The organism is Micromonospora sp. NPDC003944 (assembly GCF_053605225.1).
This window is the reverse complement of sequence record NZ_JBSGIV010000008.1, coordinates 123,189-144,699: the sequence shown is the minus strand read 5'-3', so window position 1 is coordinate 144,699 and position 21,511 is coordinate 123,189. Positions and strand designations below refer to the sequence as shown.

Annotated in this window: 20 protein-coding genes; 9 read left to right on the top strand and 11 right to left on the bottom strand. The window is 71.2% G+C overall.

The features are described 5' to 3' along the window. Positions 1 to 66 precede the first annotated feature (66 nt). Together ACWER9_RS06270 and ACWER9_RS06265 are read right to left on the bottom strand one after the other, a co-directional pair. Entirely contained in the window at positions 67 to 951 is an 885-nt protein-coding gene (locus ACWER9_RS06270; RefSeq protein ID WP_452300758.1) for a hypothetical protein, read from the bottom strand. A 24-nt stretch (positions 952 to 975) separates the two neighbouring features. Continuing rightward, the gene (locus ACWER9_RS06265; RefSeq protein ID WP_452300757.1) at positions 976 to 1,497 is read right to left on the bottom strand and encodes a VOC family protein; all 522 of its coding nucleotides are present in this window, start codon (positions 1,495 to 1,497) and stop codon (positions 976 to 978) included. 49 nt (positions 1,498 to 1,546) lie between these two features. Here ACWER9_RS06265 and ACWER9_RS06260 point away from each other — a divergent pair, with 49 nt between their 5' ends. Further along, on the top strand, positions 1,547 to 2,008 hold the full coding sequence (locus tag ACWER9_RS06260; RefSeq protein ID WP_452300768.1) for a MarR family winged helix-turn-helix transcriptional regulator: 462 nt from the start codon (positions 1,547 to 1,549) through the stop codon (positions 2,006 to 2,008). Positions 2,009 to 2,065: 57 nt separating this feature from the next. Further along, complete coding sequence (locus ACWER9_RS06255) at positions 2,066 to 3,664, top strand: tetratricopeptide repeat protein (protein WP_452300756.1); 1,599 nt, start codon at positions 2,066 to 2,068, stop codon at positions 3,662 to 3,664. Between the two features lie 218 nt (positions 3,665 to 3,882). Here ACWER9_RS06255 and ACWER9_RS06250 read toward each other — a convergent pair whose 3' ends face one another. Both ACWER9_RS06250 and ACWER9_RS06245 read right to left on the bottom strand, forming a co-directional pair. Beyond that, positions 3,883 to 5,265, bottom strand: coding sequence for an ATP-binding protein (locus ACWER9_RS06250; RefSeq protein ID WP_452300767.1), 1,383 nt, complete (start codon positions 5,263 to 5,265; stop codon positions 3,883 to 3,885). Between the two features lie 74 nt (positions 5,266 to 5,339). Continuing rightward, positions 5,340 to 5,996, bottom strand: a complete 657-nt coding sequence (locus tag ACWER9_RS06245; RefSeq protein ID WP_452300755.1) for a response regulator transcription factor — start codon at positions 5,994 to 5,996, stop codon at positions 5,340 to 5,342. Between the two features lie 95 nt (positions 5,997 to 6,091). On the opposite strand from ACWER9_RS06245, the gene ACWER9_RS06240 reads away from it, so the two are divergent. After that, the gene (locus tag ACWER9_RS06240) at positions 6,092 to 7,222 is read left to right on the top strand and encodes a LolA family protein (RefSeq protein ID WP_452300754.1); all 1,131 of its coding nucleotides are present in this window, start codon (positions 6,092 to 6,094) and stop codon (positions 7,220 to 7,222) included. A gap of 84 nt (positions 7,223 to 7,306) precedes the next feature. On the opposite strand, the gene ACWER9_RS06235 is transcribed toward ACWER9_RS06240, so the two are convergent. Continuing rightward, positions 7,307 to 7,933 carry an SGNH/GDSL hydrolase family protein gene (locus tag ACWER9_RS06235; RefSeq protein WP_452300753.1) on the bottom strand — a complete coding sequence of 209 codons (627 nt, stop codon included), beginning with the start codon at positions 7,931 to 7,933 and terminating at the stop codon, positions 7,307 to 7,309. Positions 7,934 to 8,155: 222 nt separating this feature from the next. Here ACWER9_RS06235 and ACWER9_RS06230 point away from each other — a divergent pair, with 222 nt between their 5' ends. Next, positions 8,156 to 10,375, top strand: a complete 2,220-nt coding sequence (locus tag ACWER9_RS06230; RefSeq protein WP_452300766.1) for a HelD family protein — start codon at positions 8,156 to 8,158, stop codon at positions 10,373 to 10,375. 55 nt (positions 10,376 to 10,430) lie between these two features. Here ACWER9_RS06230 and ACWER9_RS06225 read toward each other — a convergent pair whose 3' ends face one another. Next, entirely contained in the window at positions 10,431 to 10,850 is a 420-nt protein-coding gene (locus tag ACWER9_RS06225; RefSeq protein ID WP_452300752.1) for a hypothetical protein, read from the bottom strand. Positions 10,851 to 11,041: 191 nt separating this feature from the next. On the opposite strand from ACWER9_RS06225, the gene ACWER9_RS06220 reads away from it, so the two are divergent. Together ACWER9_RS06220 and ACWER9_RS06215 are read left to right on the top strand one after the other, a co-directional pair. Beyond that, entirely contained in the window at positions 11,042 to 13,084 is a 2,043-nt protein-coding gene (locus ACWER9_RS06220) for a glycerophosphodiester phosphodiesterase family protein (protein ID WP_452300751.1), read from the top strand. A 177-nt stretch (positions 13,085 to 13,261) separates the two neighbouring features. Further along, positions 13,262 to 13,639, top strand: coding sequence for a hypothetical protein (locus ACWER9_RS06215; RefSeq protein WP_452300750.1), 378 nt, complete (start codon positions 13,262 to 13,264; stop codon positions 13,637 to 13,639). Positions 13,640 to 13,707: 68 nt separating this feature from the next. On the opposite strand, the gene ACWER9_RS06210 is transcribed toward ACWER9_RS06215, so the two are convergent. From ACWER9_RS06210 to ACWER9_RS06200, 3 genes are all read right to left on the bottom strand, one after another. Beyond that, positions 13,708 to 14,670, bottom strand: a complete 963-nt coding sequence (locus tag ACWER9_RS06210; protein ID WP_452300749.1) for a sporulation protein — start codon at positions 14,668 to 14,670, stop codon at positions 13,708 to 13,710. Between the two features lie 367 nt (positions 14,671 to 15,037). After that, complete coding sequence (locus ACWER9_RS06205; protein WP_452300748.1) at positions 15,038 to 15,259, bottom strand: DUF397 domain-containing protein; 222 nt, start codon at positions 15,257 to 15,259, stop codon at positions 15,038 to 15,040. Beyond that, complete coding sequence (locus ACWER9_RS06200; protein ID WP_452300747.1) at positions 15,259 to 16,119, bottom strand: helix-turn-helix domain-containing protein; 861 nt, start codon at positions 16,117 to 16,119, stop codon at positions 15,259 to 15,261. Before ACWER9_RS06200 ends, ACWER9_RS06205 begins: the two co-directional genes overlap by 1 nt. 331 nt (positions 16,120 to 16,450) lie before the next feature. Here ACWER9_RS06200 and ACWER9_RS06195 point away from each other — a divergent pair, with 331 nt between their 5' ends. Both ACWER9_RS06195 and ACWER9_RS06190 read left to right on the top strand, forming a co-directional pair. Then, positions 16,451 to 16,708 (top strand): DivIVA domain-containing protein, encoded by a 258-nt coding sequence (locus ACWER9_RS06195; RefSeq protein WP_452300746.1) that lies wholly within the window; start codon positions 16,451 to 16,453, stop codon positions 16,706 to 16,708. Between the two features lie 86 nt (positions 16,709 to 16,794). Then, complete coding sequence (locus ACWER9_RS06190) at positions 16,795 to 17,031, top strand: hypothetical protein (protein WP_452300765.1); 237 nt, start codon at positions 16,795 to 16,797, stop codon at positions 17,029 to 17,031. Positions 17,032 to 17,084: 53 nt separating this feature from the next. Here the strand turns inward: ACWER9_RS06190 and ACWER9_RS06185 are convergent, their stop codons facing one another. Continuing rightward, on the bottom strand, positions 17,085 to 17,861 hold the full coding sequence (locus ACWER9_RS06185; protein ID WP_452300745.1) for a DeoR/GlpR family DNA-binding transcription regulator: 777 nt from the start codon (positions 17,859 to 17,861) through the stop codon (positions 17,085 to 17,087). A 27-nt stretch (positions 17,862 to 17,888) separates the two neighbouring features. Beyond that, positions 17,889 to 19,892, bottom strand: coding sequence for a beta-galactosidase (locus ACWER9_RS06180; RefSeq protein WP_452300744.1), 2,004 nt, complete (start codon positions 19,890 to 19,892; stop codon positions 17,889 to 17,891). 284 nt (positions 19,893 to 20,176) lie between these two features. On the opposite strand from ACWER9_RS06180, the gene ACWER9_RS06175 reads away from it, so the two are divergent. Continuing rightward, positions 20,177 to 21,505 carry an ABC transporter substrate-binding protein gene (locus ACWER9_RS06175; protein WP_452300743.1) on the top strand — a complete coding sequence of 443 codons (1,329 nt, stop codon included), beginning with the start codon at positions 20,177 to 20,179 and terminating at the stop codon, positions 21,503 to 21,505. Positions 21,506 to 21,511 lie beyond the last annotated feature (6 nt).

Sequence of the window (21,511 nt, the reverse complement as noted above, 5' to 3'; positions counted from 1 at the left end):
GTGCCGGTGGTCCACCGGCACCCCGCTCGGCGTCTACCCCCTCAATCGCGGGTCTGGGGTGAGGGCTCAGCTCGCCAGGGTGATGGTTTCGTCGCCGGCCAGGCGGCCGGACTCGCGGTCGCGTCGCAGGACGCCGGCGTCGAGCAGGTCGGCCAGCGCCTGGTTGGCATGGGCGGCCCGGTAGACGGTCGCGGTGAGGGCGTGCCGGCGTAGTTCGGTGACCGGCCGCGACCCGCCCGCCCGCAGCTCGGCCAGCAGCTCCTGGGCCAGCGGTTCGAGGTCGGGGTCGCCGACCACGTCGACAGTCGTGCCGGTCGGGTCGAGGGGGTCGCGGTAGCGCACGTCGAACTCCGCGCCGACCTCCCAGAGCGCGTCGCGGATTGCTTCCAGACTGCGGTCGGAGCGGCTGCCGAACGCGACCACCCCGGCAGCCTCGCCCTCGGGCAGCACCGTCGCCACCTCGGCGACCAGGGGAAAGCCGGCGGAGACGAGCACGTCTCGGGCGCTCTCAGTCGTGTGCAGCAGCAGCTCTCCGGTCCGGCCGTTCGTCGCGGCGGTGAGCAGCTTCGGCGTCACCGCGCCGGGCAGGTCCACGAAGGAGAACAGCGGTGCGCCGGCCGCGCCGGCGGCCTTCACCGCGACCGGCAGCCGGTAGGGGTCGCCGGGCAGCAGGTGCACGGTGACCTCGGCGGGCAACCCCGCCTCGATCGGGCCGAGTCGGGCCGGCAGGTCGGCGTCGGCGTCGGCCAGCACGAGCACCGTCACCTGCCGGCCGCGCACCTGGTCGCCGTGCCTGGCGACCAGGCGAAGCGCGGCCTCCGCGCTGCCCGCGCCGGCGCCCGCGACGGCTATGGTCGCCCGCCGGGAGCGGTGCAGGGCCGCGGGCAGCCAGGTCGTCAACTGGCGGACCAGCAGCTCGCGGAGGAAGTCAGTGGTCCGGTCGGTCGGCATCGGTCCGTTCTACCGTACGAGCGGTCAGGCCGGGACGGAGATCCCCACCCCACCCCGGGTCTGCCCCCCGTAGCGCCGCCGCTCGGCGTCCAGGTCGAGCCGACCGATCTGCTTGCGGGCGGCAAGCGCGGCGTCGTCGAGCAGGTCGGCCGGGATCAGCCAGACCACCTCGAACTCCAGACCGTCCGGGTCCTTGCCGTAGAGGCTCTTGGTCGTGCCGTGGTCGGAGGTGCCGACCAGCGCACCGGCGGCGACGAGCCGCTCGGCGGTGGCGGCCAGCTCGTCGAGCGTGTCCACCTCCCAGGCGAGGTGGTAGAGGCCGACGGTGGACCGGCCGGCGCTCGACCGCCCGGCAGCCGCGCCGACCTCGAAGAGGCCGAGGTCGTGGTCGTTCGTGGAGTCGGGGGCTTGGAGGAAGGTGGCGCCCCGGAAACCGTCCGGAGTCATCGCCACCGGGCGGAAGCCCAGCACGTCCCGGTAGAACGCGACGCTGCGGGCGAGGTCACTGACGTAGAGGACCGCGTGGTTGAGCCGGTGGATACCCATGACCCGAGACTATCCCGGTTTAGTTGAGAGTTCAACCATCGGCGGTATGATGGGCGCCATGACCCGCTGGCTCGACCCCGACGAACAGCGCACCTGGCGCGCGTACCTCACCGCGACCCGGGCCCTGATGGACACTCTCGACCGCGAGCTCCAGCGCGACGCGGGCATGCCGCACGCGTACTACGAGATCCTGGTCCGGCTCTCCGAGACCCCGGGTCGCCAACTGCGGATGAGCGAGCTAGCCGACGCCGCCGGGTCGTCACGCAGCCGGCTGTCGCACGCCGTGGCCCGGCTGGAGGCCGCCGGCTGGGTGCGCCGCGAGGAGTGCCCCACCGACCGGCGCGGGCAGATCGCGCTGCTCACCGACGAGGGTTTCGCCACCCTCGCGGCCGCCGCGCCCGGCCACGTCGAGGGGGTACGCCGACACCTGTTCGACGCGCTGAGCCCCGCCCAGGTCGACCAGCTGCGCCGGATCAGCGAGACCCTGGCCGAGCACCTGACCGGATCCTGACCAATCGACACCGGCGCGGGTCTTGTACTTACCGTCGTCAAATGAGCACGATGGGGCGTGTCTTCCGGCTTCGGTGAACTGACTGATCAGGCGCACCACCTCGTGTCCTCCGGCGATCTGGCCGGCGCACAGCAGCTGCTGTCCGACGCGCTCACCGACGCCGATCCCCGCCCGGCCAACGCCACCCCAGAACTGGCCGAGGCGGCCAGCCTCCAGGCGCGAGTGCTGATCGCCCTCGGTGAGCCGCACTCGGCCCGGGGGTGGGCCGCCTTCGCGTACGCGGCCACCACCCGCCTGCACGGCCGCGCCGACCCGCGCACGGTGGCCGCCGCGGCGACCCTGGCCGCGGTGCTGCACCGGGTGGGCAGCCACTCCCGGGCGGCGCGGCTCTACCAGGAAGTCATCATCGAGCTGACCGCGCAGGACGGCCCGGAGTCGCTGCGGGTGCTCGCCGCGCACGCCGACCTGGCCACCGTCGAGTACGCGCGGGGCCAGTGCACGGTGGCCCGCGACCGCCTCCAGGACGCCTGGGAGCTGCACCGCGAGGTGTACGGCGACGGGCACCCCAGCGGCATCAAGATGCTGGCGCGGCTCGGGGCGATGCAGCGTGACTGCGGGCAGTTCGCCGAGGCGCACGACAACCTGGCGCTCGCCCGTGAGCTGTGTCGACAGCACCTGCCCGCCGACGACCCGCTGGCCACCCAGGTGGCGGCCCTGGCCCGGGCCGCGGCCAACCCCGACCACGTCTGCGCGGACAACCCACCCACGGCCCGGGACACGCCGGTCGTGCCGGCCGCCCGGGTCCCACCGCAGGAAGACGGGCCGGTCGAGTCGGGCTACCACCCGTCAGCAGCCGCCACCCACCACACCGGGGCGGTCCCGAACCCCCGGCTGCCCTCCGACGAGGCCCTCGGCTCGACGGGCGGCAGGTGGCCGACCGCACCCGTGGACGAGCCCCCGCCGCAGCCCGCCGACTCCCCGATGCCCCCGTCGGTGGTGGGGTTGGCCGGCGGCACCCAGGAGCAGCCCGGGGTGTACCGGCTGCACCGACCCGCCGCCGCCGACCCCAGCGCGCCGTCCTCCCCGTCCGCGCGGCCGGACCTGTACGGGCCGGTCGAGCCGTACACGCCGTCGCGACTGCTGCCGGTGCCCGTGCACCGCGCACCGCCGGAGCAACGCAACCGGCTGGTGCCGGTGCTGGTGGCCGGCGTGGTCGTGGTGCTCCTCGGCGCGGCGGCGGTGATCGCCGGGGTGGCCCGCGTCGACGGCGACGACGAACCGACCCCACCGCCGGCCAGCGCCTCCCCGACCGCCGGAGCCCCGGCCAGCACCGCGCCCGCCCCGGGGGGCTCGGCACCCACGTCGGCGGCCGCCGCGGCACCGCCCGGCACCCCACCCAGCGCGGTGACCCTGCGCGACACCCGGGACAGCATCGCGCTCAACTGGACCTACCCGGCCGGCAGCGAGGGCCCGGTGGTGATCGCGGGCGGCCGCACCGGCCAGACGCACAACATCTTCGCGACGCTTCCCGCCGGCACCACCAGCTTCGTCATCTACGCGCTCAACCGCACCAACGACTTCTGTTTCACCGTCGCCGTCGCCTGGTCCACCGACACCGTGGCCCGCTCCAAGCAGGTGTGCACCCGCCGCCGCTGACCCACCCCGCCACTGACCCGCCGTCGCCGATGTGGGCGCCGCCGACCTGCCAGCCTCCCCCACAAGCCACGCCCGCCGACTCACTCGACGTGGGGTTGTCGGCGGGAACATCCTGGCCGTCGCTCCGACGCTCGCCCGCGAGCACCACACTGCGTAGCTGTCGCCTCCGCGGGTGCAGAGCAAAGGGTCAATGGCGGGCGGGTGGGGGTGAGTTGCGGTCACGGTCGGTCAACGGCTGGCCGCCCCTCGACCCGCACGGCCGGCAGCAGCAGACGCACCTGCAAACCGGGCTGCTCCGGCGCGTCGGTCAGACTGATGCTGCCACCCCCGCGCCGCACCAACTCCCGGACGATCGCCAACCCCAGGCCGGCGCCACCGTCGTCGCGGGCCCGGCCGTCGTCCAGCCGGGTGAACCTGTCGAAGACCCGTACCCGGTCCGCCGCCGGGATACCCGGGCCGTCGTCGGTCACCGTCACCACGTGGTAAGCCCCGACGCCAGGCCCGTCCGTCTCCGCAGCCACCGACGCCGCCCCGGCCGCGAGCACGACCCTGCCGTACGCGTGCCGCACCGCGTTGTCGACCAGATTGGCAAGCACGCGGCGCAACTCCTCGGCGGTGCCGATCGTCCAGAGCGGGCCCGGCGGGAGCGCGACCCGCACCGGCGGCGACGGGTAACGGGCGGCAACCTCGGTCAGCAACGCGCCCAACTCCACCGGGCCGGTTCCCCGGCTGGGCGGAGTCTCGTCCAGGCGGGCCAGCAGCAGGAGGTCGTCGACGAGCCGGCTCAGCCGGTCGGTGTCGGCGAGCAGGTTGGCGGTCACCGCCGTCCAGTCTGTCCGGTCGGCGAGGCGCTGGGCCACCTCCAGCTCCGTCCGGATGTTTGTCAGCGGGCTGCGCAACTCGTGTGCGGCGTCGGAGACGAAGGCACGTTGCCGGAGGCGGGCGGACTCCAGCCGGTCCAGCATGCCGTTGAGGGTGAGCGCCAGACGGTGGATCTCGTCGGCCGACGCCGGCACCGGCAGCCGGCCGCCGCCTGCTCTTCCGGTGATCTCCTCGGCCCCCCGACGTAACGCCTCGACCGGCCGCAGGGTCGCCCCCACCACCCGCCAGGCCACCCCGGCCAGCGCGGCCACCAGCAGCGGGAAGGCCACCAGCAGGATGGTCCGGACCACGTGGGTGCTGTGCCGCACGTCGGCCATCGAACGGGCGACGAGCACGGTGAGCGGGTCGGCCGCGGTGCCGGCGGGTACGGCCACCACCCGGACCGGGCCGGCGAGCCCCACCCGCTCGGCCGGCACCTCCAGCCGCTGCCGGCCGTCGCGGTTCAGTCGCTCCGGGCGGACCATCGGCACCAGGCGGTCGGCGTCGATCGAGGCCGCCCTGACCCGCCCCTGCGCGTCGACGACCTGCACGCGGACCTGGCCGCCGGCCACCGGCAGCGGGTCGGGCAGCGCGTCCTCGGCGGCGAGCAGGGTGACCGCGTCGGCGGTGCGGAACGCCTCGGTGTCGACAGTGCGCTGGAGCACGAAGCCGAGCGCGCCGAGCAGCACCACCCCGCCCAGGGCCAGCCCGATGGTGAGACCGACCACACCGATCGCCATCAGCCGACCGCGCAGCCCGAGGACCGGCATCCGGCCGAGCCTGGCCCGACGGGTGGTCGCCGGGCCGTCTGCGGTCACGTCGCCAACCGGTAGCCGGCACCCCGGACCGTCTCCAGCCGGTCCCGGCCGAGCTTGCGGCGCAGGTAGCCGACGTACACCTCGACAGCGTTCGGTGCGGTCTCCAGGCTCGCGTCCCAGACGTGGTCCAACAGCTCGACCTTGGAGATCACCTGCCCTGGCCGGCGCATCAGGTAGTCCAGCAGCGCGAACTCCCGCGCGGTAAGCGTCACCTCGGCGTCCGCCCGGGTCACCCGTCGGCGGGCCGGGTCCAACATCAGGTCACCGACCGCCAGCACGGTCGGGCGCTCCGGCGCGCCCCGACGCAGTAACGCCCGGAGCCGGGCCAGCAGCACCACGTACGAGAAGGGTTTGGTCAGGTAGTCGTCGGCGCCGCAGTCGAGGCCGTCGGCCTGGTCGTACTCGCCGTCCTTGGCGGAGAGCATCAGCACCGGCAACCAGTGCTGCTCGGCGCGCAGCCGCCGGACCAGCTCGTAACCGGAGAGCCCGGGAAGCATCACGTCGAGGATCATGGCGTCGTACCCGCCGTGCCGGGCCGCGTCCAGGCCGGCCGGGCCGGTCGCCGCCACGTCCACCGCGAAGCCCTCCGCCTGGAGACCACGTTGCAGGGCGGCCGCCAACCGGGCCTCGTCCTCCACCACCAGCACGCGCACAGCTCAAGGGTGCCACCCGGGTCAATCGGCGCGGTTCGGTGTCCTCAGCGCGTTCACAGCACCGAGGGGGCAGGATGACCCCAGGAGGTGCCACCATGTCCGTCCTGAGAAGCCGTCCCGTCCTGCGGTGGCTGGTCCCCGCCACCGCGGCCGTCGCCGTCATCGGCGGTGGCGCGGCGATCGGCACGTTCGCCGCCGAGGCCGAGCCGAGCCTGCCGCCCCGTACCGCCGCTCAGCTCCTCGTCGACCTGCAGACATCCCGGCTGGAGGGGTTGTCCGGGACCGTCGTGCAGCGCGCCGACCTCGGCCTGCCGCCGCTTGTCGGGTTGCTCCCCGGCAACGAGCTGACCACCATGCTGACCGGCACGCACACCCTGCGGGTCTGGTACTCCGGGCCGGACCGGCAGCGGGTCGCGCTGCTGGACACCCTCGGTGAGCAGGACGTGATCCGCAACGGCCGGGACCTGTGGACCTGGCAGAGCCGCACCAACACCGCCACCCACCGCAGTCTGGGCGGCGACGCCGGGGCTTCAAAGCCCGCTCCGGACCCGACCGCGAGCCTGCCGGCCACCCCGCAGCAGGCCGCTGACCTGGCGTTGGGCGCGATCGACCCGAGCACCGAGGTCAGCGTCGGTCGCTCGGCCACCGTCGCCGGCCGAGACTCGTACGAGCTGGTGCTCCAGCCGCGCGACCGCGACTCACTCGTGCACCAGCTGCGGATCGCCATCGACGCCAAGCAGCACGTGCCGTTGCGGTTCGAGGTGCTCGCGAAGGGCAGTGACCAGCCGGCGTTCGAGGTGGCGTTCACCGAGGTCGACTACCGTCGCCCGGACGCCGACCAGTTCACGTTCAACCCGCCGCCCGGCGTGACGGTCACGGAGGAGAAGGCCGAGCGACCGGCCGCCGGCAAGCCCGGTCACCCCGCACCGGCGGGCGACCCGGAGACCCGCGCGGTGGGCTCCGGCTGGACGACCGTGCTGGTCGCCCGCCTGGACGGTCCGCTCGCCGACGGGAAGGCTCCCGCCAAGCCGGCGACGCCGGGCGCCGGCGCCGCACCGGACATGGACCTGTCGAAGCTGCTCGGCGGGCTGCCCGCCGTCAGTGGCGACTGGGGCAGCGGTCGGCTGCTCAGTGCCAAGCTGTTCAGTGTGCTGCTCACCGACGACGGCCGGGTGCTCGCCGGAGCCGTGACGCCGGAGCGGCTCTACCAGGCCGCGCGCGGCTGATCTCCGCGGTGTTCGCGCCGGGTCGACCGCACGGTCGGCCCGGCGCTTCGCTCTGCGCGAGGCCGAGGTCGGGAGGCGCCGGGGTCAGGAGGCGCCGAGGGCGCTGAGGTACGCGTCGGCGAGGACCGCGTGACCGGGCAGGTACGGGTGGACACGGTCGTCGGCCCAGCGCGTCGACGGACTGACCGCCAGCACCCGGTCGAACGCCGCCTGGTTGGCCACGTGCACCGCGTCGAACTCGGCGGCCAGCCCCGCCACGACCGCCGCGTACCTGTCGGTGTCGGCGCGCTGCGGGTCGGCGCGGTCCGCCTCGATGAGGAACGGGTCGCCGAGGATCAGTCGGCAGCCGGTGGCGGCGACGGCCCGCCGGAGCAGGTCGCGCAGGGTGCGTTCGTACTCCTCGATGCCGACGGCCTCGTCCCGCCGGTCACCGTAGTGCCGCCAGATGTCGTTGATGCCGATCAGCACCGCGAGCCAGTCGGGTCGTTCGGCGATGGCGTCGTCGTCCCAGCGGGCGGCCAGGTCGCGCACCGTGTCGCCGCCCACACCCCGGTTGACCCACTCCAGCTCCAGCTCGGGGTGCCGGGCGTCGACCAGGGCGCGCACGAGACTCATGTATCCGCTGCCGTAGGGCGCGGCGACGTCGCGTCGACCACAATCGGTGATGCTGTCCCCGATGAAGACCACCCGTTGCCCGGCCCGCAGGATCATTCGCCGCCACCTCGCGATCACCGGCGCGCCGGACCGCCCGGCTTGGTGAGAGCCAGCCGAACGCGCTATCTTCAACAGTTCGAAGGGCACAAAAAAGAACGGCTAAAAGCCGTTCCTGCAAAGGATTCTAATCTTTAGGGAGACGGCTTGTCAAGGCACTCCGGCGGTTCCGACGAATTGCCGCTCGACGACGAGATCGGTCGCGAGCAGGAGTACGTCTCGATGCTCTACGACCGGCTGGACGACCTGCGTGATCAGGCCGTCCACCGACTCACCGCCGAACTGCACAACACCGGCGGCACCCTCCAGGACCGCTCGCAGCGCGACAGCTCGGTAGCGATGTACGCCGATCAGGTCGAACAGTTCTCTGCCGTGGAGCACGGGCTCTGCTTCGGCCGTCTCGACGGCGACGACGACTCCCGCCGCTACATCGGCCGGATCGGCATCTTCGACACCAGTGGCGACTACGACCCGCTGCTGATGGACTGGCGGGCCCCCGCCGCCCGCCCGTTCTACCTCGCCACCGCCGCGAACCCGCAGGGCGTACGCCGGCGCCGGCACCTGCGCACCCGGCAGCGCAAGGTGACCGGGCTCAACGACGAGGTGCTCGACATCGACACCGCAGCCCCCGGCGCCCACGAGGAGCTGACCGGTGAGGCGTCGCTGCTCGCCGCGCTCAACGCGGGTCGTACCGGCCGGATGCGCGACATCGTCGAGACCATCCAGGCCGAACAGGACGAGATCATCCGCGCGGAACTGCCGGGTGTGATGGTGGTCCAGGGCGGCCCCGGCACCGGCAAGACCGCTGTCGCGTTGCACCGGGCGGCGTACCTGCTCTACACGCACCGCCGCGAACTCTCCAGCCGCGGCGTGCTGCTGGTCGGCCCGAACGCGACCTTCCTGCGCTACATCTCCCAGGTGCTGCCGACGCTTGCCGAGACCGGTGTGCTGCTGCGTACCCAGGGTGATCTTTTTCCCGGGGTGAGCGCCCAGCGGGCCGAGCCGGCCGAGACCGCGGCGCTCAAGGGCCGGGCGGTGCTGGCCGAGGTGCTGGCGCTTGCGGTACGGGACCGGCAGTGGGTGCCGGACGAGCCGCTGGAGATCGAGGTCGAGCGGGAGACGCTTACCCTCGACCCGGAGGTCGTGCGGACCGCACGGGACCGGGTGCGCCGCGCCGACCGACCGCACAACCTGGCCCGTGCGCTGTTCGACGTGGAGATCGTGCACGCGCTCGCCGAACAGGTGGCCGAGCGGATCGGCGCCGACCCGCTGGGCGGGGACAACCTCCTCGACGAGGCGGACCGGGCCGAGATCCGGCGGGAGCTGCGCGAGGAGCCGGAGATCAGGGCTGCCCTCGACCAGCTGTGGCCGGTGCTCACCCCGCAGCGGCTGCTCGCCGACCTGTACGCCGACCCGGACCGGATCGCCGCTGCCGCGCCGATGCTCGACGAGCACGAGCGGGCCCTGCTGCGGCGGGAGCGCGGTGGTTGGACGCCTGCCGACGTCCCACTGCTCGACGAGGCCGCCGAGCTGCTCGGTGAGGACGAACGCGCCGCCGCCGCGCGCCGCGACCGGATCCGGATGATGGAACGGGAGTACGCCGAGGGTGTGCTGGAGATCGCCAAGGGTTCTCGTTCGATCGACGTCGAGGACGAGGCCGAGGGCGGTGAGATCCTCGGCGTGACCGACCTGATCGACGCGGATCGGCTGCTGGAACGGCAGGAGGAGGCCGACCGGCTGACCACCGCGCAGCGCGCCGCCGCCGACCGCACCTGGGCGTTCGGCCACGTCATCGTCGACGAGGCGCAGGAGTTGTCACCGATGGCCTGGCGCCTGCTGATGCGGCGCTGCCCGAGCCGGTCGATGACGATCGTCGGGGATGTCGCACAGACCGGGGCGCTCAGCGGCACGCCGTCCTGGGCGGACGCCCTCGCCCCCTACGTCGAGCGGCGGTGGCGGCTCACCGAGCTGACCGTCAGCTACCGCACGCCCGCCGAGATCATGGCGGTCGCCGCCGACGTCCTGGCCGAGATCGACCCGGCGCTGCGGCCACCGCGCTCGGTGCGGGAGAGTGGCGTACCCCCGTGGGACCGGACGGTGCCCGACGGGCGGTTGGCGGCGGAACTGGTGGCCGAGGCCACGCGGGAGGCGTCCGGGCTGACCGAGGGCCGGCTCGGGGTGCTCGTGCCGGCCGGTCGGGTGGGCGAGTTGGGCGCGGCGGTGACCGCGGCCCTGCCGGAGGCCGCCGTCGGCGAGCACCCGGAGTTGGAGAGCCGGGTGGTGGTGCTCACCGTCGCGCAGGCCAAGGGGTTGGAGTTCGACTCGGTGCTGGTGGTCGACCCGGACCGGATGATGGCCGAGTCACCCCGTGGGCGCAGCGACCTGTACGTGGCCCTGACCCGCGCCACCCAACGCCTGGGCGTCCTGCGGCCCGCGAGCTGACCGCGAGGCTCGCCGCCCCGACCGAGCTGCCGCTCGGCTGGGGCGGCGGGTCGGGTCAGTCGCTGGACCTGTCCCGAATGGACTTCGCCGGGCCGGTCGCCGACGTGGACTGGTCGCTGGTGCCACCGCCGATCGGGGTGCTCAGACCACCGGTGGTGGCGTCGCCGGTCGTCGTCGGGGCGACCTTGCCCGGGTGTCGCTCCGGCTGCCGGGCCACCCGGCGTACGCTCGCCGGCCCGGCGGTGCCACCGGTGGTGGTCACCGCGCCCTGCCCGCCGACCGGGCCACCGTCGCGCAGCACCTGTGGGTCGATCCGTTCCTTCGCCGGGTCGAACGGGTCGTCGCGCTGGATCTGGCTCTCCACATCGGTGCGGGGCACCGTCACCTCGTCGAGGGCGCCCTTGCCGTACACGCCGCCGGCGATCCGGTCCTCGGCCTCGCGGGCGGCGTCCTGCCGCATGTCGTCCTCACGCACGTCCATCACCTCGCAGAAGCTGTGGAACCGACTGCGTGCCCGACCACCGGCCGACCAAACCCGGGGCGACCGGGAGGTCGTCCACGGCGGTTCACCGTCGCGCCGCCCGCTGGCCGCCTGCCCGCAGCCCGAGATGTCCATGCTGTCCGGCGACCGGCGGGAGATGCCCGCCGGCAGGAGGGGATGACAGCGTGCGCACAGTACGCCGTACCGCCGTCGCGGCCCTGGTGGCCGCGACGGTGACGACCGGGCTCGCGGTGCCCGCACAGGCGAAGCCGCGACCGGACCGGACATTCGACGTGCAGGCCCACCGGGGCGGCCTCGGGCTGCGGGTGGAGAACACCCTCGCCTCCTTCGGCAACGCCCTCCAGCTCGGGGTGACCACCCTCGAACTGGACGTGCAGATCACCGAGGACGGCCAGGCCGTCGTCACCCACGACCGGAAGGTCACCGGCACCAAGTGCGTGGACACCGCCCCGGTGACGCCCGGTGACCCGGAGTTCCCATACGTCGGGAAGTACGTCAACACGCTCACCCTGGCCCAGGTACGCACCCTGGACTGCGGCTCGAAGACCCTCGCCGACAAGCCCGGCCAGGTCGCCGTCCCGGGTGCCCGGATGCCGCTGCTGCGTGAGGTCTTCGCGCTCGTCAACCGGTACCGGGCGAAGGACGTGAAGCTCAACGTCGAGACAAAGGTCGAGGCCGGGGCGCCGACCGAGACCGCCCTGCGCGAGCAGTTCGTCCAGGTCACCGCAGCCGAGGTCCGCGCCGCCGGGCTGCTCAAGCAGGTCACCATCCAGAGCTTCGACTGGGGCGCGCTGATGCGCATGCGTCAGGTCGAGCCGAAGCTGCCACTCGTCGCCCTGACCAACTACGACTTCCTGCAGACCGGCAAGCCCGGCGCCTCGCCCTGGCTGGGCGGGCTGGACATCGACGACTTCGGCGGCGACCCGATCAGGGCGATCCGTAGCTTCGGCGCCAGCGCCTTCTCACCTGTGCACGGCATGCCGCAGAACGGCACGGTCACCGACCCGGGCTACCAGCCGTACGTCACCAAGGAGATGGTCGCCCAGGCGCACCGGTACGGGATCAAGGTGATCCCGTGGACGGTCGACGACCTGCCGACCATGGCCAAGCTGATCGACGACGGGGTGGACGGCCTCATCACCGACTACCCGGACCGGCTGCGCGGCCTGCTGGCGCAGCGCGGCTACCGGCTGCCGAAGGCGTACGCGTCGCCGTTCGACATCCAGGCACACCGGGGCGGTCGGGCCACCCGGCCGGAGAACACCCTGCCGGCGTTCGCGAACGCGCTCTCCAACCGGGCCATCTCCACCCTGGAGTTGGACACCAACGTGACCGCCGACGGCAAGCTCGTGGTGCTGCACGACCGCACCGTCAACGGGTCGCACTGCGTGGACACCAAGCCGGTACGCCGCGGTGACCCGACGTTCCCGTACGTGGGCAAGCCTGTGCACGAGCTGACGCTGGCGCAGGTCAAGACCATCGACTGCGGTACGAAGACGCTGCCCGAGCTGCCCGCCCAGGTGCCCGCGCCGGGCGCCCGGATCCCGACCCTGGACGAGGTATTCGCCCTGGTGAAGGCGAGTGGCCGCACCGACATCGGGATGAACATCGAGACGAAGATCAGCCCGGTGGTGAACGACACCGAGCCGTACCGCAGCTTCACCCGCAAGCTCGTCGACGCGATCCAGCGGGCCGGCTTCACCAGCCGGGCCACCATCCAGTCGTTCGACTGGCGCACCATCACCTACGCCCGCCAGCTCGACCGGCGGATCGGCACCGTCGCCCTGGTCTGGCAGTACGGCCCGGCCGAGTGCGCGACGCTCGCCGACGAGTGCTCGTTGCAGGCGGTCTACGGCAACCCGGCGGTGAAGAGCCCGTGGACCGGCGGGCTGGACTGGTGGAAGTACCAGGACCTCGGCAAGCTCACCCGGGCCGCGGGCGCCGGCACGGTGTCCGCCAACTGGCAGGTGCACGACCCGAAGCAGGGCACCGTCGCCTCCGCCGACTGGTACCTGCGGGAGAACCCGGCATACTTCCACGGACCGGACGTCCGGACCCTCCAGACGCGGGACAACCTGAAGGTGATCCCGTACACCGTCGATGACGCCGCGGTCATGCAGCGGGTCATCGACCTGGGCGTCGACGGCCTCATCACCGACGACCCCGACCTGTTGGTACGCGTGGCGGTCCGCAACGGCCTGCGCTAGGTCGCCGCACCACGATCGCCGGCCGGATTTTTCCGGCCGGCGATCGGTGTTACCTGCTCAGGGGCCTCGGGTAGTCGGGGGTTGTCCCCGCCACGAAAGCGAACCGTGCCGTGGCCGAAACGCGGTAGCGGGGCGAGGGAGTGCAGGTACGACTCATCGCATCCTGAGGAGGACCAGATGAGCACGCAGGCTGCTTCCACCCGGCCGATGAACCGGCCCATGAACGACCCGCAGAACCCCGCTCAGATGCGGGACATGCAGACCCAGCAGATGCCGGTCATGCATGACGGGCGCCGCAACGACATGCAGGCACCCGGTACGGAGACCAAGCAGGCGTTCAAGACCACCGAGTTCTGGATCTACCTGATCGCGGTGGCCGCCGTACTGGGCGCGTCGCAGGTCGTCGGGCGGAACTCGGCTGGGGTGGACATCTTCCGGGCCGACAACGCCTGGTTCCTGATCACCCTGCTGACGCTGGGCTACCTCGGTAGCCGAGGTCTGGCCAAGGCCGGCAGCAACCATCGCAGCAGCGAGGAGCGCAAGGTCCGGCACTAACCGGTCCGTAGCTCACAGTGGCCTCCGGGAGAATCTCCCGGAGGCCACTGTCGTCGTGTGTGGAGTGGTTACTCGTCGCCGCCGAAGTCGCCGAAGTCGCCCTCGAACGCGTCCTCGATCATCTCGCCGGCGATCATGCCGCCCGCGACGCCGAGCGCCGCGCCGGCCACCACGCCACCCATGCCCATGCCGCCCCGGCCGTGGCCGTGCCCGTGACCCGGGCCGTACCCGTGGCCGTACTGGGAGCGCAGGCTGCCGTAGCGGGACGTGGTCTCGCGCAGCCAGCCGTCGACGACCTGCGCCCAGTCGACGCGGTCGGCGTCGGCGTGTGACACCTGGTAGCGGCCGAACGCGTCGTGCCCGGCGCTGAGGAACCCGCCGCGCTTGTCGCACTCCAGGATGACCTCGACACCGCGCTGGCTGGTCACGAAGGTCAGCTCGACCTCGCGGATCGTGCTCGCGTACTGCGGCGCGGCGAAGAACTCGATCTCCTGGTAGAACGGCAGCGTCTGCTGCACGCCCCGGATGTGACCACGCTCCAGGTCGGCGTGCTTGAACCCGAACCCGAGCCGCTGGAACGCCTCCAGGATCCGCTCGTGCACCGGCAGCGGGTGCACCGCCACCTGGTCCAGGTCGCTCTTGTCGACCGCGCGGGCCACCGCAAGCTCGGTGCGCAGGCCCATCGTCATGCCGTGCAGGCGCTGCCCGTACACGTCGGTGATCGGGGTCTCCCACGGGATCGGGAGCTGGAACGGGATCGAGAGCTGCTGCTTCGGAGCGAGCTGGAGTGGGCCGCTGACCACCATGCGGTGGAACTCCATCGTGCCCGCGTACTCGGTGTCGTGTCCCTCGACCTCGACCCGGGTGACCAGGCCGATCACCACCTGCTCGATGGCTGCCTCAGCGTCGCCACCGACGAGGTTGACCTGCCCGTCGAGGGTCAGGCCGGGCCGGGTGTTGGGGTTGGTCAGCACGGTGTCCACGCTGGGACCACCCACGCCGAACGCGCTCAACATCTTCTTGAAGACCATCGAAACTCCTGTGCGACAGCCGACCGATCCAGGATGGAGTCGGACGTTGACTCAAGCCGCACCCTATCCAGCACCCCTGTGAGATGGCTGTGAAGTGCCGCGCGACAGGCGTGTCTCCGGGCAGCCGGAAGTTGCGGTAGGGAGCCTTTGGAGCTGATGTCGCAGACGAATCAGCCCGTCGAACACCCGCCTACCGCCCGGCTTCTCCCGCCCACGCCCGGCTTCTCCTGTTGATCAAGAGGTTTCGGTCAACAATCACGCGCAGCTTGACGCAAACCTCTTGATCAACAGAATGATCGACTCGGGTTCCCGGAAACTGGGGTGTCCTGGTCAAGCGGACACCCCGATTTCCATGAAGCCGAGTTGATCAGGGTTGGGTGGGGGCGAATGCGCCGTCCTTCACCCCGTCGACGAACGCGGTCCATCGATCGGCACCGTAGACGAGGGTGGCCGCCGCGCGATCCTTGCTGTCGCGCACCGCCACCCGACCTGACCCGTCCAGCACCGGCCCCGCCTCCACACAGCTACCACCGTTGCTGTCGCTCTTGCTGCTGATGTGCCAAGCGACCTCGGACATACCTTCGCTCATCACAACTCCTCCGCGATGCTCGTGATCAATCTCGTTGACTCGCTCTCGCTGAGCGCAGATTCCAGCAGACGACCATAGGCGCGAACGAAGCGCTCAGCCTTCGGCGACTCAAGGTAGAGCCGCCCGCCCAAAGACTCCACGTAGGCAACCGCAGGATACGGCTTTGGCAGCCGGAATATCCAGAACGTACCGTCGAGCCCATGGTGCAGGGCCACGCCGAACGGCATGACTCTGATGGCCACGTTGCTCGTTCGCTGCGCCTGCGCGAGGTGGTGCAGTTGTCGCCGCCACACCTCCGGCCCCCCGATCGTACGATGCAGCGCAGCCTCGTCGATCACGGCCGATATCACGAGTGGGCGGCGTCGCCTCAGAACCTCTTGGCGGGCCATCCGAAGATCCACCCAACGGTTGATCTTCGCTTCGGTGACACCCGGTTCTGCCGCGTTGCGAATCACGGCCTCGGCGTACTCGCGAATTTGTAGCAGCCCCGGAACCAGGGTGAGGTGGAAGCAGCACACCTGCTCCGCACGACCCTCCAGCCAGGGATATTCGATGAAGGAGGCGTCCACGACGTCGCCGTAGTCCTCGTCCCACCGGTCGGTGCGCCACACTTCCTCGGCGAGCGCCAGGAGGCGGGCCCGCTCAGCTGCGTGGTGGAATCCGTAGAGATCCAGCAGTGCTATCACATCACCCTTGCGAATCGGCCAGTCCGCGCGTTCGTACCGACCAAGCGCGGACATGTCTCGTTGCAGATGCTCAGCGACAAGCTTCAACGTCATCCCCCGCTCCTCCCGCAGGGTCCGCAATTGCTGACCCAGCCACTGCGCACGCAGGGTCCGGATGAACGGCTTATGCGGCATGGTCCACCTCTCGAATCGTTGGCGATGCCCGCGTAGGAACCATTGCTCCAGTTCAGGGCGACTGGAAACGTGACCTGCGGGTGAGGGTGATCGCCGGCCCCCGGGGAAGCCCGGTGCAAACACGGCAACCGCGGCTGTGCCAACAGCCGAGAAGGTGACGAGAGACGGCTTTGCGAGTGGCAGTCGCATACCGGGCTCTCGTCGGGTCTCAACTAGGGCGTCGGGATGTGCGAATCCCGGCCCCGAACCGACTTGAACGAATAACTACCACGGGAAAGGGCGCCCCCGCGACTCTGACCCGCCCTCCGATTCACGACGCGCGAGGTGACGAATGACCCGAGGCACGCTCTACGACGGCACGCGGCTGGCTCGGCTGCACCCGAGCCAGGTCCGCGACCGGCAGTTCACCATCGTCGGTTTCGGTCGACGAGGTCTGGACGCCGGGGAGGTACGACGGTTCCTGCACCGCGTCGCGCTCGACCTGGCGACGTTGCACCACGATGTGGCACGGCTCAGCGAGGAGAACGCGCGGGTGAAGCGCGCGCTGCGCGACTGGCAGAGCGCCTGGTCCGAGCGGCATCGCCGGTGAGTCCGGGATGGGAGCACCAGTACAGCGGGCTCTTCACGCCGCTGCCGCGGTTCGCCGTCGAGGCGTACCCGGAGAAGCCCCGGCATGTGATCCACCTGCCGGTGGCTGTCCCCGACCTGACGGGGGGCCTGGACCTGGCGCGGACGCTCGCCCGCTCGCTGGCCTCCATGCCGCAGGTCGACGTCGGCGGCACCACCGTCTCGGCGGAGGACGCGCAGCACGTACGACACTGGGTCTTCTGCGACCGGATCCTGCCCGGTCGTCGCCGCTGCGCGCGGCAGGCCGACCACGCCGGGACCTGCCTCCCGGACGAGGATCCATAGGTCGATCACCGCGGACGATCACCGCGGACACAACACCGCGGTCGGCTGGGGATTCAGCCCGGTTCGACGACGACCAGCTCACCTACCTGTTCGCCGATGGTGGCGCGGGCCTCGGCGGGCAGGCCGGCGTCGGTGATCAGCACGTCGGCGGCCTCCAGTGGGGCGATGGTGGCGATGCCGATCGTCTCCCACTTGGTGTGGTCGGCGAGCACCACCAGCCGACGGGCCGCGCCGATGAGGCACCTGTTGACCCCGGCCTCCAGCAGGTTGGGCGTGGTGAAGCCGGTCCGGGGGCTGAGGCCGTGCACTCCGAGGAAGAGCAGGTCGACGTTGAGCACGCTGATCGCCGCCTCGGCCACCGGCCCGGTCAGCGCGTCCGACGGGGTGCGGATGCCGCCTGTCAACACGACTGTCTGGTCGGCGCGCGGGTTCTGGTACAGGGCGTCGGCGACCGGGATCGAGTTGGTGACCACGGTCAGCCCGCGTACGTCGGAGAGGAGCCTGGCAAGCGCGGCGGTGGTGGTGCCGGCGGACAGCGCGATGGCCATCCCCGGCTCCACCATCGTCGCCGCCTGTTCGGCGATGGCCCGCTTCTCCGCCTGCTGGCGGATCGACTTCGCGGCGAAGCCGGGCTCCTCGGCGGAGCCCGGCCCGGCCAGGGTCGCGCCGCCGTGCACCTTGTCGACCAGGCCGCGCTCGGCCAACACCTCCAGGTCACGCCGGATCGTCATGTCGGACACGCCGAACCGACTGACCAGGTGACTCACCCGCACCCCGCCACGTTGGCGGATCAGGTCGAGAATGGCGGTCTGCCGCTGTTGGGCGAGCATGTGGGGAACTCCTTCGCGCGGTGGCTGTCAGGCCGGGTCGTGAGGCTGGTCCTCGCGGACGACTGCCACCTCGCCGGCCGGCAGCGTCAGCTCACCGGCACATCGCGAACCGGTCAACAGCTCTACGCCGCTCACCGGGAGCCGTACCTCGGTCGGGGTGTGGTTGATCGCGAACAGCCAGGTCCGGTCGCCGTCGCGGCGGCGGACCACCTCCACCCCGGACGGCGCCGTCGTCGCCGGGCGGACGCCGGCCTCGTCGAGCAGCCGGGCGACCAGCCGGTCGGTGGCCGGCTCGTCCAGCCGGGTGCCGACGTACCAGGCAGCGCCGTCGCCGACCCGGTGCCGGGTCAGCGCCGGCACGCCCGGCAAGGGCCCATCGGTGTACGACGCCAGCACCTCGGCGCCGTCGGGGTGCAGCCACTCGGTCCACACGTCGGCGGTGCTGCCGTCGTCGAGTCGGACCTGCTCGCCCTCGCGCAGCGGGAAGAACTCCTCGGTCCGGACGCCGAGCAACTCGCGGAACGCGCCGGGGTAGCCGCCCAGCCGGATGTGGTCGTTGGCGTCCACGATGCCGCTGAAGTAGGTGACCGCCGCCGTGCCGCCGGCCTCGACGTAGGAGTGCAGCGCCTCGACGTCGGCGTCCCGGACCAGGTAGAGGGTCGGCACCAGGACCAGCCGGTAGCGGTCGAGGTCGGCGGAGGGGTGGACGATGTCGGCGGTCACGCCCGCCCGCCAGAGCGAACCATAGAGGGCCTTGAGCCGGTCGGTGTAGGTGACGTCGACGGTTGGGTGCGAATCCAACTCGACGCCCCACCACGCCTCCCAGTCGAAGAGGATCGCCACGTCGGCGTCGACCCGACTACCGCGTACCTCGGCGAGGGCCTTGAGGTCCGCGCCGAATTGGCAGACCTCGCGGAAGACCTTGGTGTCCGGCCCGGCGTGCGGCACCAGCGCGGAGTGGAACTTCTCCGCGCCGGCCCGGGAGGCACGCCACTGGAAGAAGAGCACCCCGTCCGCGCCGCGCGCGACGTGCGCGAGGCTGTTGCGCCGGAGCTGACCGGGGAGCTTGGCGACGTTGCGCGGCTGCCAGTTGACCCCGCTCGTGGAGTGCTCCATGAGCAACCACGGGTCGCCACCGGCGACGCCCCGGGTGTGGTCGGCGGCGAGCGCGATCCCGAGGTGCGCCCGCGGGTCGGCGGCGGTCAGGTAGTGGTCGTTGGAGACGAGGTCCACGTCGGAGGCCCAGGAGTGGTAGTCCATGTGCTTGACGTCCATGCCGATCATGAAGTTCGTGGTGACCGGCTGCCGGACGAGGGTCCGCAACACCTCGCGCTCGGCGCGCAGCTGGGCGCGCTGCTCGTCGGAGGAGAACCGCAGGAAGTCCAGCTGCTGCGTGGGGTTGGCGAAGGTCGGCGCGGTGCGCGGTGGGTTGATCTCGGCCCAGTCGCCGTAGCGCTGGCTCCAGAACGCGGTGCCCCAGGCGACGTTGAGTCGGTCCAGGTCGCCGTAGCGCCCGCGTAGCCAGCCACGGAACGCCTCGGCGCTGACGTCGCAGTAGCAGTGCACGTTGTGGCAGCCCAGTTCGTTGGAGACGTGCCACATGACCACGGCGGGGTGCTCGGCGTACCGGCTGGCGACGGCCCGCACCAGCTCCAGCGACCGCTCGCGGAACACCGGCGAGCTGGGGCAGTACGCCTGTCGTCCACCCGGCCAGAGGATCGCGCCGTCGGCCCGGCGGGGCAGGGTCTCCGGGTACGCGCGGGCCAGCCACGGCGGTGGGCTGGCGGTGGCGGTGGCCAGGTCGACCTGGATGCCGCCGTCGTGCAGCAGGTCCAGCACCCGGTCCAGCCAGCCGAACTCGAACCGGCCCGGGGTGGGCTCCAGCAGTGCCCAGGAGAAGATGCCGACGGAGACCAGGTTGACCCCGGCCCGGCGCATCAGGGCCACGTCCTCCGTCCAGGTCTCCTCGGGCCACTGCTCGGGGTTGTAGTCGCCGCCGAAATAGATGCTGTCGCCCTGCCATCGCCGCATGACAGCTGAGGGTGCACCCGCCCGTCCGGTGAAGTCAACAGGTTCCAACATCGAGCTTCTTCTTCACGGGTTCTCGGTAACGGCCGTGTCACGACTGGGTTATCAGAGGCGAACTGCCCTCTTGACAGCGCCCGACCGCAGGGTAGCTTGAGCCCCCAATGGCCGTTCGTGTTCGCCAATGTGGATTCTCGGTGGATCTCAATGTGTGGTCACGACGCCGGGCCTGCCTTCACCACCCCTGATGGCCCTTGGACGTAGCTCCTCTTCATCCGCAGGAGGCACAGATGTCCCGTCCCCAATCCCAAGCCGAGTACCTGGCTCGGCTCGTACCGCCCTCAGTCGCCGGCATCAACCGACGATCGGTGCTTGCCGGCGCGGCCGGCACGGGTGCGCTGCTCGGCACCGGCCTGCTCGCCGGCTGCGGCGACGACTCCGGCTCCGGTGGGTCCAGCAAGGACGTGTCGCTCGGCTCGAACCAGTCCGACCCGAAGCCGAAGGACGTCCTGGTCAAGGTCACCGACGGGTTCAAGACGTCGTCCGGGGTCCAGGTCGGAATCAACACCGTCGACCACAACACGTTCCAGGAGAACATCAACAACTACCTGCAGGGCAAGCCGGACGACGTGTTCACCTGGTTCGCCGGTTACCGGATGCGCTTCTTCGCACAGAAGGGCCTGGCCAGTGACATCAGCGACGTGTGGAACAAGCTCTCCGGCTACTCCGACGCGTTCAAGAAGGCATCCACCGGCGACGACGGCAAGCAGTACTTCGTGCCGGGGACGTACTACCCGTGGGCGGTCTTCTACCGCAAGTCGGTGTGGCAGCAGTACGGCTACCAGGTGCCGAAGACCATCAGTGAGTTCACCGCACTCGGCGCGCAGATGAAGAAGGACGGGCTGATCCCGATCGCCTTCGCCGACAAGGACGGCTGGCCGGCGATGGGCACCTTCGACATCCTCAACCTGCGGATCAACGGCTACCAGTTCCACGTCGACCTGATGGCCGGCAAGGAGGCCTGGACCTCCGACAAGGTCAAGAAGGTCTTCGACACCTGGGCCGGCCTGCTCCCCCTGCACCAGCCCGACAGCCTCGGCCGCACCTGGCAGGAGGCCGCGCAGTCGTTGCAGCAGAAGAAGAGCGGCATGTACCTGCTCGGCCTCTTCGTCGGTCAGCAGTTCAGCAACGACGAGCAGGACGACCTCGACTTCTTCACCTTCCCCGAGATCGACCCGTCGATCGGCGCCAAGGCGCTGGACGCCCCGATCGACGGGTACATGATGGCCCGCAAGCCCAAGAACGAGGACAACGCGCGCAAGTTGCTGGAGTACTTCGGCGGCAAGGCCGCGGCGGACATCAACCTCAAGAACGACCCGGCCGTGCTCGTCGCCAACAGTGGCGCGGAGGTCGGTGGCTATACCGCGCTGCAGAAGAAGGCCGCCGACCTTGTCGGGTCGGCCACCGAGATCGCCCAGTTCCTCGACCGGGACACCCGGCCGGACTTCGCCTCCACGGTGATGATCCCGGCGCTGCAGCAGTTCATCAAGAACCCCAAGGACATCGACGGTCTCACCTCGTCCATCGAGAACCAGAAGAAGTCGATCTTCACTGACTGACGGCGG

Bases quoted from the DNA above. Each gene is read 5' to 3' on its own strand.
- ACWER9_RS06185 (WP_452300745.1), bottom strand. From the start codon at position 17,861: ATGCTCGCCCAACAGCGGCAGACCGCCATTCTCGACCTGATCCGCCAA.
- ACWER9_RS06205 (WP_452300748.1), bottom strand. From the start codon at position 15,259: ATGAGCGAAGGTATGTCCGAGGTCGCTTGGCACATCAGCAGCAAGAGC.
- ACWER9_RS06250 (WP_452300767.1), bottom strand. From the start codon at position 5,265: ATGGCGATCGGTGTGGTCGGTCTCACCATCGGGCTGGCCCTGGGCGGG.
- ACWER9_RS06265 (WP_452300757.1), bottom strand. From the start codon at position 1,497: ATGGGTATCCACCGGCTCAACCACGCGGTCCTCTACGTCAGTGACCTC.
- ACWER9_RS06235 (WP_452300753.1), bottom strand. From the start codon at position 7,933: ATGATCCTGCGGGCCGGGCAACGGGTGGTCTTCATCGGGGACAGCATC.
- ACWER9_RS06175 (WP_452300743.1), top strand. From the start codon at position 20,177: ATGTCCCGTCCCCAATCCCAAGCCGAGTACCTGGCTCGGCTCGTACCG.
- ACWER9_RS06200 (WP_452300747.1), bottom strand. From the start codon at position 16,119: ATGCCGCATAAGCCGTTCATCCGGACCCTGCGTGCGCAGTGGCTGGGT.
- ACWER9_RS06240 (WP_452300754.1), top strand. From the start codon at position 6,092: ATGTCCGTCCTGAGAAGCCGTCCCGTCCTGCGGTGGCTGGTCCCCGCC.
- ACWER9_RS06180 (WP_452300744.1), bottom strand. From the start codon at position 19,892: ATGCGGCGATGGCAGGGCGACAGCATCTATTTCGGCGGCGACTACAAC.
- ACWER9_RS06230 (WP_452300766.1), top strand. From the start codon at position 8,156: ATGCTCTACGACCGGCTGGACGACCTGCGTGATCAGGCCGTCCACCGA.
- ACWER9_RS06195 (WP_452300746.1), top strand. From the start codon at position 16,451: ATGACCCGAGGCACGCTCTACGACGGCACGCGGCTGGCTCGGCTGCAC.
- ACWER9_RS06270 (WP_452300758.1), bottom strand. From the start codon at position 951: ATGCCGACCGACCGGACCACTGACTTCCTCCGCGAGCTGCTGGTCCGC.
- ACWER9_RS06215 (WP_452300750.1), top strand. From the start codon at position 13,262: ATGAGCACGCAGGCTGCTTCCACCCGGCCGATGAACCGGCCCATGAAC.
- ACWER9_RS06260 (WP_452300768.1), top strand. From the start codon at position 1,547: ATGGGCGCCATGACCCGCTGGCTCGACCCCGACGAACAGCGCACCTGG.
- ACWER9_RS06210 (WP_452300749.1), bottom strand. From the start codon at position 14,670: ATGGTCTTCAAGAAGATGTTGAGCGCGTTCGGCGTGGGTGGTCCCAGC.